Source organism: Candidatus Poribacteria bacterium (genome assembly GCA_021295755.1).
Classification (GTDB): Bacteria; Poribacteria; WGA-4E; order WGA-4E; family PCPOR2b; genus PCPOR2b.
Map to the genome: position 1 here is coordinate 1 of JAGWBT010000002.1, position 14,337 is coordinate 14,337.

Genomic DNA, 14,337 nt, shown 5'->3' on the forward strand with positions numbered 1-14,337 from the left:
CATGGGGGCTTTTTGCAAGTTCGCATCGGTGAACTTGAGTGCGCCACCTTCGACGTTCATGTCTGTTTTAATCTTTGTCCGTTCGTTCATCCACTTCGTCCACGCGTTCAGCGAGGAGGCATCAGCCCACCAGTCGGAGAGGCTGTGACGGACACGGGTAAACCGGAATACACCGCGAATATCGGCACCGCGACCAATGACACGACCACCGGGTTCACCACGAGGTAGCGGCGGTACTTCTACATTACCCAGAGTAATGTTCTCAACGACATCACCCAAGGCATCGCGGGTTGCACCAACGTGTTCGACCATAGCGAGTCCAGCCGGACGCTCAAAAGCGACTTTCACCTGCACGATACCGCCGATACCACGACCAATGTTGGCGGGTGCGGCGCTTGGAGCCGTTGCTACTGGAGCGCTAAACGCCAATGCGCCGGGTGCGTCAGAAACGGGCAAGTCAGCATGGGTCACAACTTGCGGTACTGGTGCATTGGCACTGACTACTTTAGGCACGTTGGGGTTGATGGGAGCATCCAACTTCACCACTTTATTGGAAAATTCCAAAACGGTTTGTGGCTGTACAGAGGTTGGACGTACGACTGCTGCTGTCGTCACTCTGGGTTGGACCTGAATCTGCTCAACAACCACTGTATTTGTGGTTGGAACGGTTGGTTTCACCACCGGTTTGATGACCGGTTTACGAACTTGAGGTTTGGGGGGCTCTTTGGCTTGTAGCACTTCGGCACCGACTAAGTCTTTGAACTGCTGGGTTTGGGTGACGAGATAGATACCAGCAATAACGAAGGCAACTCCGTGAACAATCAACGAGGTCATTAAAGCCCCTGAGGTCTTCTTGGCACTCATATTTTTCCTCCAAAAAATTTGTTGTTTGTGTATAAAGATTTGCGCAAACCTTCACATCATGCGTGATGCAAAAGTAATCTGTTATGTTCGGATGATAGCAATTAGTATGCCATGTCTAATAAACTCAAGGATGCCCACAGAAAGCAGGATTTCTGTCGCCGATTAATCAATTTTATGCACCAAATGGTGTAGAATGGACTGTTGAAATTGCACCAAATGGTGCAATTTTCTTGTTAATCCCGCAGATATGAGTGAATTTACTCATACATTCTCAATTGAACAGAGTTGTAAAAAGGGATTATCCGATCAAATCGAACCGATTGAAATCGACTGCACCGACAACGGGTCTATTTGCGAAAAAATCCTCCAGCGCTGCAAGTGTTGACTCACCGATTTTGGCGTAGCCGTAAGCGCCTGTTCCAGAGACATGGGGCGTGACAAAAACATTTGGTAGCCCCAAGAACGGGCTATCCGGCGGCAATGGCTCCGGGGTTGTGACATCAAGTGTGATAAAAATACGGCCAATCCGCGCTTCAGTCAGTAAGGCATCGTGGTCGATGACGCTGCCCCGTGAGGTGTTGACCAATGTGGTTCCGTCCCGAAGTAGTTTTAGCTGCTCCTCACCAATCATTTTATCTGTTTCCGGGATACTTGGTGTGTGAACGGTCACAATATCGGCTGTGGCAAAAAGATCGTTGAGCGCAACTTTCTCCACACCGAGGGTGCCCGCCTCCCAATCTGAGAGGTACGGATCGTAGATCAGTTTTCTGACCTCGAAAGATTGCAAAAGCTTAATCACCTGTCGCCCAACTTTGCTTGCCGAGACTATACCAACAGTACTTCCACGTAAAGAGGGCGCGCTGGAAGCGACTTCACTCCGATTCCATTTCCCTGATCGGGTGTGTAGGATAAAGTCAACCCATCGGCGGGTGGTCATAATCATTGCACCAATCGTGTATTCAGCGACATTGTAGGCGATTGCTTCGTTGGCACTGAACACACAGATCTGGCGCGGCAGGATGTATTTAGCAAGGACCTCACCGACAAGACGCTTTATAGAACCTGCTGAATGGGCGATGATTCGGAGTGCGTCTGCGTTAGCCATCACCTTTTCGGTTATTGGTGACACGCCCCAACCGGTAACTACCCCTTCAACCCCAGCAACACGCTCGGCAATTTGGTCGCTTGTATAGCTTGAACCGGTTTCATTCAACGTTACATCAAATTGCTCTTGAAATCGGGCGAAAATTTCTGGAGAGAAGACCTCTTCAGTATGTCCTGATGTAGGCAGGTATAAGATTTTAGGTTTGTTCATCAATGATCCTTTCATTAATTTGGTGCTTTGGCCCTAAAACAGTGGTCTATTCACAACAGCATCTCGTGTGCTGGCGGGAGCAACGTCGTGATGAGAGAATTCCATCGTGAACAGCCCGCGTCCTTGAGTCAATGAACGCAATTCCGTTGTATATTGGAACATCTGTGCTAACGGAACATGGGCATCAATAGATTCCGCTGTTCCCACCGCCCCGGTTTCGTGGATCTGCGCACGGCGTGAATTGAGGTCGCCAATCACCTTACCAATATGTTCAGTTGGCGCAATCACCTGAATTTTCATAATCGGTTCTAACAGGACAGGCGCTGCCTTTTGGGCAGCCTGCTCAACAGCAATAACAGTGGCAGCTTCAAAGGCGGTTTCTGATGAATCTGTTTCATGGTGTGAACCACTGATGAGAACCACTTTAATGTCTTGCATGGGGAAACCACTTAACACCCCATTCGACATTGCGTTTCGTGCCCCTTGCTCAATGGCTGCGACGTATTGGCAGGGAATATCTAGCTCGTTGCTTTCATCTACGAATTCAAACCCCGTCCCCCGTGGTAGCGGCTCTAGTCTGAGTATGACATCTCCGTAAATACCCTCGTCATCAATCTTATGAATATATTTGCCCTGGGCTTCGGCGACTTTGTTGATTGTTTCACGGTAGGCAACCTGCAATTTGCTGACACGCGCATTGACTTGGAATTCGCGCAGCATCCGATCTGTCAAGATCTCCAGATGAAGTTCTCCCATACCTGAGATCACACGCTGCCCGGTCTCATCGTCGATCTGCACAGTAAAAGTTGGATCCTCTTCCATCATGAAATCAAGCGTTTCTTCAAGTGCATCTTTGTCCCTTTCAGACCTCGGTTCAATCGCGACAGAGATAACCGGCTCTGGAAATACCATTGATTCCAACAGAATTGGCTGCGAGGCGGGTGTCAACGTATCCCCAGTGGCAGTATTTTTCAACCCAACAAGTGCAACGATGTCTCCTGCATAAGCTTCATCACAGGTTTCCCGTTTGTTGGCGTGCATCTGCAAGATTCGTGTTACCCGCTCTTTTGTATCTTTCGTTACATTGTAAACGACCTCCCCACGTTTGAGCGTCCCGGAGTAGATGCGGCAGTAAACAATTTTAGCTACATTCGGATCTCTGGCAATCTTGAATGCTAACGCAGCAAACGGCGCGTCATCTTTCGACTCCCGTGCTTCCTTGCGGTCTTTGCGCGGAACGACGCCCTCAATCGGGGGCACATCAGTCGGCGCCGGAAGGAAATCAATAACAGCATCAAGTAATGGTTGGACTCCTTGATTCTTCAGAGCCGTTCCACATAACACCGGGACGAGTCTGTTTTTTAACGTTGCTAGACGAATTCCATGCAGAAGTTCTGCTTCCGTAATCTCCTCGCCTTCGAGATACTTTTCTAGTAGGTCATCATCTTCGCTCACAACGGTTTCGACCAACTCCTCGCGTGCTTCCTCCGCTGCTGCACCCAATTCCGCAGGGATCCCCGTCACATCAAAGGTCTGTCCTTGGTCCTCTTGATGCCAACGGAGGGCTTTCATACGAATAAGGTCCACGACACCTGAAAACTGGCTTTCGGCACCGATTGGCAGTTGGAGGATCAACGGGTTAGCTCCCAATCGTGCTTTCATCATTTCGACAACACGCGGGAAATCCGCACCCAACCGATCCATCTTGTTTACGAAAGCGATTCGCGGAATGTGATACCGCTCTGCTTGATGCCATACTGTTTCGGATTGGGGTTCAACGCCACCGACAGCACAAAATAGCGCGACCGTTCCATCAAGTACACGCAGGGAACGTTCAACTTCGACAGTAAAATCAACATGTCCTGGTGTATCGATTAGATGAATCGCGTGATCACGCCAAAAGCAGGTCGTCGCTGCCGCAGTGATGGTCACACCGCGCTCACGTTCCTGAACCATCCAATCCATATCCGTTGTACCATCGTCGATGTCACCGATTTTATGCTTCTTGCCGGTATAGAATAGGATGCGTTCAGTGGTCGTTGTTTTGCCGGCATCGATATGCGCCATAATGCCGATGTTTCGTACCTGTTCAATCCCATATTCCCGTGGCATATATTGCTCCGTCTTTAGAATAAGCCTTTGATTGCTTATTTGTTATGATATGTTTAGTATATCATGTTAGGCGCAAAAACTCAATTACAAGTGCTTCAGTCCGATCACGTTGAGGTCATTGCAAAACTGTTTTTTCTCGTCATTATTCCCATTTTCGTGTAAAATTCATGTGTGATTTCAGCATTCGCATCTTGACCTTTAATCAAAGGCTGCACATGGAAGGCGCAGCGTCTGGCGATGGATTTCTGTTAGGAGCAAAAAAATGAGCAAAGTGCCGCTTCACTTTAAAACGATTACCGAAGTTTCCGAACTGATAAGGTCGAAACATATATCACCTGTAGAGGTTACCGCCGCAATACTGGATCGCATTGATCAACTCGATAACCACCTCAAAAGCTACGCCACCGTTATGGCAGACCACGCGATTATAGCGGCTCAGAAAGCTGAGGCAGAAATCACAACCGGCACATATCGGGGGCCACTCCATGGAGTACCGGTAGCCGTAAAAGATCTATGCTTCACCGAAGGAGTCCGCACGATGGGAGGAACACAGGCACTCGCCGAGCATGTTCCTAACTTCGATTCTACCGTTGTTGCAAAGTTGGAGTCGGCTGGCGCGGTGCTGCTCGGCAAGCTCAATCTCACAGAGGGTGCGATGGGCGGCTACAATCCCAAATTCCAGATTCCCATTAACCCATGGAACGCCGAACGATTTGCAGGGGCTTCGTCTAGTGGATCCGGTGTTGCAACAGCCGCCGGTCTGTGTTTCGGTTCTCTGGGCAGCGATACCGGTGGTTCGATTCGCTTCCCCGCCGCAGCATGTAGCACGGTCGGTCTCAAACCCACATGGGGGCGAGTCAGTCGCTACGGCGTATTGGCTTTGGCTGAATCACTTGATCATGTTGGACCCCTGACGCGAAGCACCGCCGACGCAGGCATCGTGCTTGAGGTCATCTCTGGCTTCGATCCCAATGATCCCACCTCCTTACCGGCACCTGTACCAAATATGCTCGAAGGTATAGACAGGGGCGTGGAAGGTGTTCGTATCGGATTGGACTTGCAATACGCTACCCAAGACATTGACCCTGAACTCGCAGAGGCGGTGCTAGCTGGTGTAACAGTTCTGGAAGATTTGGGTGCTGATATTGTCGAGGTGCAACTGCCGGATATGGATCCGTACGTCGCTGCGTGGCCAATTTTGTGTTCCGCTGAAGCGGTCGCCGCCCACGAAGCGACCTATCCCTCCCGAACAGACGACTACGGTCCTTGGTTTCGTGGCTGGCTGGATAAAGGAGCGAAGGTGACAGGGGCGGAGTATGCCAAAGCCAACAATTTGCGCGCTGCCTGTACAGGATATCTCCGTCGCGTGTTCGAGCAGATTGATGTACTTGTATGTCCATCAACAGCCGCACCACCACATCCAGTCAAGCCAGAAGAGCTATATGGACCGCTGCCGGAAAACCGAGAACCGAAATTCCAACGGTTTACCGCACCGTTCGATTATAACGGGGCACCAACATTATCAGTGCCATGTGGATTTAACAGTGAGGGGCTTCCTCTAAGCATTCAGTGGGTGGGCAAGCATCTGTCAGAACCGCTGTTGTGTCGGGTTGGTCACGCCTATGAAGGAGCCACCGAGTGGCGCAATAGGCATCCGGATGTTTAAGGATTGACTTTTGCCTTCTTTCCGATTTTTCGACAACTTCAAAGCCAATGCGCGAAGGGCCAGAGTGTAGCTGACCGGCTAAAAGAAGTGTCCAGAAGGGCTTCGGTCTCTTCAATCGGATCGTGTCCATAGCGTCGGACAAACTCCGCCTCGATCTGACCCTCTAACTCAGTTGGACCTTCCAAGGGGAGCGTCACCCAAGCGTTTCCTAAACGCGCACTTTCACGGACAGCAAGACAAATCTCCCAATCATGTAGTGCATTTTCGGCACCGTACTGTGGCGTCCCTCCTTGTGTAATTGCACGATGGAAACTGACAAGGATGCTCGCCTTCGCGACGTCATCCGGCGAGCCGATGCGGAACGATTTGAAAGGATTTTCCCAGACCATCGGCGGGACAGTGTCCACCCGGACCGCCTCAAGTATACGTTCTCCCTCCATTTGGGTGTATTGCTCTGTAAGATCGTAGGGCTGCGATTCCCCGTACAGCATAAGCCGGTTCCGATCGAAGTGCCCCTTTGTACCCTCGACCTGCCAGCCTGTTGAAAAGGTCTGTTCACGTAACGGAAAGGCACGCGGTGGTTTCTCAAACAAGCAGGTCACACCGTTATCAAACTCAATTACCGCTTGGTCCCATTTCACCGTTGACTCCGGTTCTCCGCCGTAGGCAATATATGGTTCGGTTTCCACCTCGCCGCAGTAGCCGAGAACGCGGGTTACTCTTGCCCCCAGCAGCGACCGGACTCCATTGAAACCGTGATACTGTCCGGTCAGATACCACAGCCGGGCATGGGTAAGTTTACCGATCCCCCCGGCTTCAATAATCTGCCTCTTGAGACGTTCAGCGGGCCAAAGCCAGACCTGCTCTCCCACCTCCCACAGCACCCCTGTTGACCGGCACGTTTCGGCAATTGCTGCGGCGTAGCGTCGTGTCAACGCCACTGGTATTTCTGTGATGATGTGGGCGCCGTGCCGCGCTGCAGTAAGGGCAATGACGATATGGGAATCCTTTGGTGCCAAGCTGAGTATGACATCTGGCTTCTCGGCATCAAAAAGCGCAGACACACTTTCGTAGTGTGCTTGTATTCCATATTGGATTACTACCTCCTGAAGCGCCGTAGGATTGCGATCACAGACAGCAGCGAGTTCGTAGTGCTCGGTCAAGCGTGTGATTGTTTCCAGATACTGGCGAGCGCGAGAACCGTGATTGGCTCCCACGCCGATGACAGCAATGCGGAGTTTGGGCATCATCGTTTTTTACCTCGGTCTATTGGATCTGTTCAAGGGATTGGCTTTCGAGGATTGCATGATTCTCACCCGTTTCGGCGAGGATCGAAGATTTCAAGTTACTGTACCAAACCCGCGGAGCGCGGTCAAGTCGAAAAAATCGATGTTTTTTTCAACGATAGATTTAACCTTGACGCAGTTTAGGGGGCGTGATATAGTTTTATCGATTTCCGCATTCCCGCATACGCAGAAAGCGAGAAATACCGATGCCCATCATGGCTGAACCAAACCTCAAGACCGCTCGCCTTGGTGGCGTGGATGTACCCTCCGCTGATACTCTCAAAACGATGCACCACAGTTCCTACATTCTCCATGCTCGTGCCGGGAAGTTGAGCGAGGTTCCGGTCGAAAAGGTGCTGCTGCCGCCAGATCGGGAAACAAGTCCGCAGGCAATTCAGCTTGTTAAAGCACCTAACGGCACAGTATATGCCAATCTCGGTAACATTATTTGCAAGAGCAGCGATGGGGGAAGGACGTGGGCAGCATATGATAAAGGTCCTGTCCGCGGGGTTTTTGAAGTCCTCAAGGACGGTACATTCATCGGCTTAGGGAGTGAAGGTGAACATCCGAACACGAAGGTGGTCATCCACTCATCGGCGGACGAAGGGCGGACGTGGCGGAAGATCGGCGAAGTTCCGAACCCGGCGGGACACTGGGGCAGTGGATCGTGGATTTTTCGTCTGCCGGATGAGACGCTACTAGCGGCAATTGGTCATGTAAATCACGTCTTTGAGCAAGCGGGGACGAGATTGGTCTACAAATCGGGCGGGGGCGACCTGTTCGTATATCGTTCAACTGATAGCGGACAGACGTGGATGGATCCAGTCCGTGTGCATGATTGGACAAGCGAAGGTGGTGTTACGCTGACTCCGTCGGGCAAATTGGTCGCGGCGCAACGTTACCAACGACCCATGCTGCCCGATGATCCACCCGATCTGGAGCAGCGGACTGGCAGCGCAAATCCCGGTTGGCCCTATAAGCATGTGTGTGTGGTCGAATCCGATGATTGGGGTCGCACATGGAGGGACTTTCGTCAACTCGCAACGGTGTTCGGGCAAACGCGCGGCGATCCCGTAGCGTTAGGTGATAGCACCGTGATTGTTGTTCACGACACACGCTACGGCCCCGGACCGCCGGGTAGCCGGGCGATGATCAGCCGTGATGAGGGCAGCACATGGGAGGACGAGGTGTACTACCTAGATTACACCACATTCACCGGCAGTTATGCCGACAGTGTTACGCTTGCGGACGACTGCATCCTATCCGTGGTCGGCTCTAGTCAGGCGGGCAACAGCTGGGAGGCAGTGCGGGATAACACCGATTTTTACGCTATACGCTGGCGCCCGGTGGAATAGTCGAAGGCATGAGGATGAGCCAGTTAAATCAGGTGATAGAGCAGACTGTCAGTGAAACGAGTTTTTCAGGCGTGATTTTTGTTAAACTCAATGGAACCGTAGAATTTGAAAATGCCTACAACTATGCAGATAGGAGCAATAAAATTCCGAATACGGTTGACACCCGTTTCGGAATAGCGTCAGGAACCAAGTTCTTGACTGCGCTTGGCATAGGAAAACTGGTTGATCGTGGCGAACTCTCTTTAGCTTCAAGGTTGTGTGACTGTGTAAATATTGATTTTCCGAATATATCAGAAGATGTCACTATCCACCATCTCTTAACCCATACTTCTGGGGTTTATGACTATTATGATGAGGAACTTATTGAGGATGTCGATAATTTTCAATTGGATATCCCCTGCTTTGAACTAAAAGGTCTCAAGGATTACATACCGCTATTTCGTGACGGGAACATGAAGTTTAACCCAGGGGAAAGGTTTTCCTACTCAAACGGAGGGTTTATTCTACTGGGAATCGTCATTGAGGAAATCTCAGAAACTCCCTATATCGACTTTATACAAGAAAATATCTTTGAGTTATGCGAAATGAGCGATTCGGGATTTTTTGCGATGGACCGTTTGCCAGAACGTACGGCTAGCGGATATATTGACGGGGAAGAGGGGTGGAGAACCAACATTTTTACCTTACCAATTATCGGATCATCTGATGCAGGGGCTTTCACAACAGTAAAAGATATGGACAAGTTGTGGGGGGGCTTTTTTGAGGAAAAAATCCTTTCTAAACGGTTGACGAACCTATTTTTGGAAAAGGCGGTCAAAGACAGAGATAATAGATTTTACGGTCACGGTGTCTGGATTTACCATGAGCAGAGTAAAGCTCCAGTTCATTATCTCATAGGTTGGGATGCCGGCGTTTCTTTCAAGAGCACATGCCTTGCAAGGGATACAATTATAATAGTAATCTCTAATACGTCAGCTGGTGCGTGGGCGATAGATCGCGAAATCATGAAACAGTTGAGGACTTACGCAGTTTCATAAGTCCCCCTGATAAGGGGGATTTAGGGGGTTAAATAAAAACACTCATGTTAAGACTCATGTTAAGAATTAGTGTAACAGCATTGACCTACCTCAAAAACCGTAGGCGGGGCATCTGGTTTCCTCGCCCTTAACGCGTTCATCGTAATTGCACTCCGCTTTTTCATCTCCCTTGCCATTGAGCAGGAGCCGGATAGTACCGCAGACAACTTTGGGATTAAGCCGCTGCCGAATCTGGAGACACCCTTTATCGCAGCAAACACGCTCATCGGTCTTGAAGAGGAGCGAAACCTGACAAGTACCAAAGCGAAAGCTTTAGAGCGGGAATTGGCTGATAACCGCGAGCGGCATTTCCACGCCACAACACGCCCGCAGAAGCTGGCGTGTAAGCGAGCGGACAAAAAATTGCGTCGAGCCTTGGCGACAAAATTAAAGCATATCGGGAGGCCTCTTGATGATGCGGAAAAAATTGCCCGTTGGGACCCCTACGACCAAAATGCAAGTGCAGATTGGTTTGATCCGGAGTGGATGTTTGGTATCGGGGAGAGGTTTGCAGAAGCAGAAGATATTTTTGCTAGTACTTATCCTGCCATCCACGCACACTTTGAGTCCTTTCGAGAGAAACTGATTAACCGATACGATCAGGGGAAATACTTCTGGGAGTTGCGAGCGTGTGCATATTGGGAGGAATTTCAGCAACCAAAGATTGTTTATCCTGATATAGCGCAAGGTACGGCGTTTGCCTTTGATGATAGCGGTTATTTTTGGGGAAATACTTCGTATCTCTTACCAACGAAGGAAATGTGGCTTCTCGGTTTACTCAACAGCAAAGCCATTTTCTGGTTTTACACAAAGACAAGCACACAGATTCGGGGTGGGTTCGTGAGATTTATCGCTCAATATGTATCTCAAATCCCTATTCCTCCTATCAAGCCAGCGCAGAAAGCATCTATCAGCAAAATTGTCAATCAGATCCTCGCCACCAAACGCGCTAATCCAGACGCCGATGTATCCGACCTTGAAAATGAGATTGATCAGATAGTATACTTGTTGTACGATCTCACCCCTGAAGAAATTAAAATTGTAGAGGGAACAGAAAAATGTCTGAATCACGGATTAGACAGATTACACAGATTGCGCTGATTTTTTAATCCGTGTAATCCCTGAATCCGCGATAATCAGCGATTCAGACAGAGATAGGAGTTACGCACATGGTCAGAAAATAGGTTATAATAACGCAAGTTGCTAGACCGTATTGACATTTATGTGGAATCTTACTCATAAATCGAGGTGAATATGGCATCAGCAAACCTTCATCGAGCTAATATGGCAGGTCAGCAAACCGTTCACAGGCAACCGCTTTAGCATAGCGCCCATCTGTAAAACCGCTCAAGTATAGTGGCCATCAGGATTCTCGGCACACCCGACAATCTATAAATACCCGTATAGGGCATTGAAAATATTTTTTTTACCTGTCAGTGCCCTGCCAAACCGCTGAATCGTGGTGGCGTGCAATGTCCATAGTCAGACCACTTGGCTCCATTCGTGATCGGTAAAATTCTGGGTATTTTGTTGAGTATGATTTATTCAATTTAAGGGATATTAGTTCAGCGAATATGAAAATTGCAGTTTTAGCTTCCGGCAGCGGAACCAATTTGCAGGCGTTAATTGATCAGCTCCACCACGAGAAAAATAGTGGGGTTAAAATCGCTGCGGTGATTAGTGATCGGAGAAAAGCTTACGCGCTCACTCGTGCCAAGGAAGCGGGTATTCCTACCTATGTGGTGAGGGTACGGGATTTTCCGGATCGAGATGCGTTTGATGCAGGAATTTCGAGAATTCTTGACAAGTACGAAGTAGAGCTAATTGTTCTGGCGGGCTTTATGAAGCTGTTCCAACCAGCGTTTGTGCGGAAGTACCACAACCGTATCATCAATATCCATCCGTCCCTACTGCCCGCGTTTCCGGGGGCGTACCCTGTGCGAGATACGCTGGCGTATGGCGTTAAGGTCAGCGGCGTAAGCGTTTTCTTTGTAGATGAAGGGGTTGATGCTGGACCTATCATCGCACAGGCTTCGGTGCCCGTATTCGACGATGATGATGAAGAAAGCCTGCTCAAGCGGATTCATATTGAAGAGCATAAACTGTATCCACAGGTTGTTCGATGGTATGCGGCTGGTGCCCTTGAAATTGTTGGCAGAAAAGTCCTTGTGAGGGAGTCGTAAAATGTTGGCTATTTCGACCATGTGGAACGCTTTGAGACAACCGGATGGGGCAGCGCTGCTTGACGAACTCAAGGAACTTGGATTTGATGCGATTGAACTCAGCCGACACCTGACACGAGCACAGATTGAGCAGATTAAGCCTCACCTAGCGACGACACAGATCTGTTCTATTCACAACTTTTGTCCTGTTTTGCATGGTCTCCCACAATCCGAAGCGGAGAGTGATCCGATTCACTTGGCAAGTCTTGATGCGGATACGCGGAACGAAGCGGTTAAACAGACGATTCGGACGATGGAGTTGGCGGTCGAGATCGAAGTCCCAATCGTTGTGCTTCACTTGGGTAAGGTAGACACCTACGATCGTTCCTACCTGATGTATGATTTCTACGAATATGGCGAGCGGGAATTTGAGGCATTTAGGACGAAGGTGGAGGAAGCGACCGAGTGGCGTAAACGCAAGGAGGCGAAGCATCAGGATGCTGTGCTGTTTAGCCTTGATGCGTTGAATGAAATGGCTTTGCGGATGAAGGTCTACTTAGCTATTGAGAATCGCCCACGCTACTATCAGATCCCCAATTTTGACGAGGTTGGGTTGTTCTTAGAAAAGTTCAAGGGAAGCAATATGCGGTATTGGCACGATGTCGGACACGCCATGCTTCAGGAGCGGGTGGGACTTTGTTGGTCACATCGTTGGCTGGAGAGATACACAGAAAACCTGATCGGCGTGAATTTGCACGACCTCAAGGACCTTGAGGCTTATCACCCGCCGGGATCTGGGGACCTTGACTTTGAAGAGATCTTGGCGCAGATTCCACAAGATACGCTAACCGTTTTGGAGGTCCGAGATGCACCGGCGGAACAACTTGTTGAGGTGAGGGAAGAGTGGCAGTTATGGCGGAAACCCGAAAAACAGGATGGAGAAGACGGGCGCAGCTAGAAATATGCAGTTGAAATGAGCGGGGTAACACGATGACATGTGGTTATCCCGACACACTAATTTTAGGGTAAACTACCCCACAAAGCCCACAACGAAACGGTTTTTAACTTGGCATCGTTGATGCATATAGACATCATCAATCTATTCTGAGCTATTTTTTTATAACTTCGGTATAGGGTTAAACGGGATTCAGAGATTGGCTCCCAATCCAAGCCGAAGTGAAACACAGATTCTTACGTTAGGAGAATTCATCATGGATAGACTCATCATCAACGGTGGTAAGCAGCTTAAAGGTACAATTCCAGTCAGTGGCTCTAAAAACGCAACGCTTCCTATTGCCGTTGCAGCGGCGATTCTAGCAGATGGTTCTAGCGTTATTCATAACGTTCCCAGTCTGAGGGATATTGATAGCCTCTGTGCGGTACTTGAAGTGCTGGGGGCGACGACGAAGTTAGAGAATTCAACACTCTATATTGAACCGGGGAACCGAATTGCTTACGAAGCACCCTATGACCTGGTCCGGAAGATGCGAGCATCAATTTATGTACTGGGTCCCCTCGTCGCACGTTTAGGTATCGCAAAAGTCTCTTTCCCTGGTGGCTGTGCTATCGGTCCACGTCCGGTAGACTTGCACCTGAAAGGGTTGCAGCAGCTCAGTGCAGAGGTTGAGATTGACAGTGGCTATATCATAGCACGGACGAATGGGTTGGTCGGTGCGGAGATGTATTTGAGAGGACCGCACGGCTCAAGCGTTGGAGCAACTGCAAACGTCATGATGGCTGCATCGTTGGCAGACGGTACAACGACTATTCGTGGAGCTGCCTGCGAACCGGAGGTCGCTGATCTAGCAAATTTCCTCAATGCGATGGGGGCAGAGATCAAAGGGGTTGGCACCTCTACCTTGACAATAGATGGTGTCAAACAGCTTCACGGTACGGAATATACTGTCATTCCAGATCGCATCGAAGCAGGAACGTTCATGGTTGCGGGCGCTATTACGAAAGGAGACGTTTTTGTGAAGGATGCCCCTGTAGAACACCTTGGTGCTACCTCCGAAAAATTAGTTGAGACAGGTGTTGAGTTGGATTGGACGGATAATGGCGTCCGCGTGAGGGCACCACGAGAACTTCGTGCAATCAATATCGCCACTGATACATATCCGGGCTTTCCCACAGACATGCAGGCGCAGATGATGGGCCTCCTCAGTATCGCACCGGGTATTAGCACTATTACGGAAGGCATTTACTTAGATCGCTTCATGCACGCGAGCGAACTCAATCGAATGGGAGCGGATATTCGCGTCGAAGGAAACCGTGCGATGGTACGTGGTAAGCTCAGACTTAGTGGTGCGCCTGTCATGGCGTCAGACCTCCGTGCGGGTGCGGTGCTTGTTCTCGCTGGCATGGCAGCGGTAGGCGAAACGGTTGTTTCCCGTATCTATCATATTGACCGTGGATATGAAAATATTGAGCAGAAACTGGCGGGTATTGGCGCGGATATTACCCGGGTGAGTGACTAAAAATCTATACGAACGTTGACAAGA

11 protein-coding genes are annotated in these 14,337 nt (G+C 49.7%); 7 read left to right on the forward strand and 4 right to left on the reverse strand.

What is annotated here, in order from left to right:
* The 3 genes from J4G02_00385 to fusA all read right to left on the reverse strand — a co-directional run.
* The coding region (locus J4G02_00385) for a hypothetical protein (protein ID MCE2393052.1) at positions 1-864 on the reverse strand (864 nt) is incomplete at its 3' end.
* A gap of 298 nt (positions 865-1,162) precedes the next feature.
* Entirely contained in the window at positions 1,163-2,179 is a 1,017-nt protein-coding gene (locus J4G02_00390) for a hydroxyacid dehydrogenase (protein MCE2393053.1), read from the reverse strand.
* A gap of 33 nt (positions 2,180-2,212) precedes the next feature.
* Positions 2,213-4,291 (reverse strand): elongation factor G, encoded by a 2,079-nt coding sequence (gene fusA, locus J4G02_00395; protein MCE2393054.1) that lies wholly within the window; start codon positions 4,289-4,291, stop codon positions 2,213-2,215.
* Between the two features lie 262 nt (positions 4,292-4,553).
* On the opposite strand from fusA, the gene J4G02_00400 reads away from it, so the two are divergent.
* The gene (locus J4G02_00400; GenBank protein MCE2393055.1) at positions 4,554-5,957 is read left to right on the forward strand and encodes an amidase; all 1,404 of its coding nucleotides are present in this window, start codon (positions 4,554-4,556) and stop codon (positions 5,955-5,957) included.
* Between the two features lie 38 nt (positions 5,958-5,995).
* Here the strand turns inward: J4G02_00400 and J4G02_00405 are convergent, their stop codons facing one another.
* Positions 5,996-7,207: a Gfo/Idh/MocA family oxidoreductase gene (locus tag J4G02_00405; protein ID MCE2393056.1), complete on the reverse strand. Its 1,212-nt coding sequence runs from the start codon at positions 7,205-7,207 to the stop codon at positions 5,996-5,998.
* A 251-nt stretch (positions 7,208-7,458) separates the two neighbouring features.
* Here J4G02_00405 and J4G02_00410 point away from each other — a divergent pair, with 251 nt between their 5' ends.
* The 6 genes from J4G02_00410 (at position 7,459) to murA (ending at position 14,313) form a co-directional block, all read left to right on the forward strand.
* The gene (locus J4G02_00410; GenBank protein ID MCE2393057.1) at positions 7,459-8,598 is read left to right on the forward strand and encodes an exo-alpha-sialidase; all 1,140 of its coding nucleotides are present in this window, start codon (positions 7,459-7,461) and stop codon (positions 8,596-8,598) included.
* A 14-nt stretch (positions 8,599-8,612) separates the two neighbouring features.
* The gene (locus tag J4G02_00415; protein ID MCE2393058.1) at positions 8,613-9,635 is read left to right on the forward strand and encodes a beta-lactamase family protein; all 1,023 of its coding nucleotides are present in this window, start codon (positions 8,613-8,615) and stop codon (positions 9,633-9,635) included.
* Positions 9,636-9,959: 324 nt separating this feature from the next.
* Positions 9,960-10,775, forward strand: coding sequence for a hypothetical protein (locus J4G02_00420; protein ID MCE2393059.1), 816 nt, complete (start codon positions 9,960-9,962; stop codon positions 10,773-10,775).
* Positions 10,776-11,248: 473 nt separating this feature from the next.
* A complete protein-coding gene (locus J4G02_00425) occupies positions 11,249-11,857 on the forward strand; it encodes a phosphoribosylglycinamide formyltransferase (GenBank protein ID MCE2393060.1) in 609 nt (202 codons plus the stop codon).
* A 1-nt stretch (position 11,858) separates the two neighbouring features.
* A complete protein-coding gene (locus J4G02_00430; protein ID MCE2393061.1) occupies positions 11,859-12,794 on the forward strand; it encodes a TIM barrel protein in 936 nt (311 codons plus the stop codon).
* 253 nt (positions 12,795-13,047) lie between these two features.
* Positions 13,048-14,313, forward strand: coding sequence for a UDP-N-acetylglucosamine 1-carboxyvinyltransferase (gene murA / locus J4G02_00435; protein ID MCE2393062.1), 1,266 nt, complete (start codon positions 13,048-13,050; stop codon positions 14,311-14,313).
* Positions 14,314-14,337 lie beyond the last annotated feature (24 nt).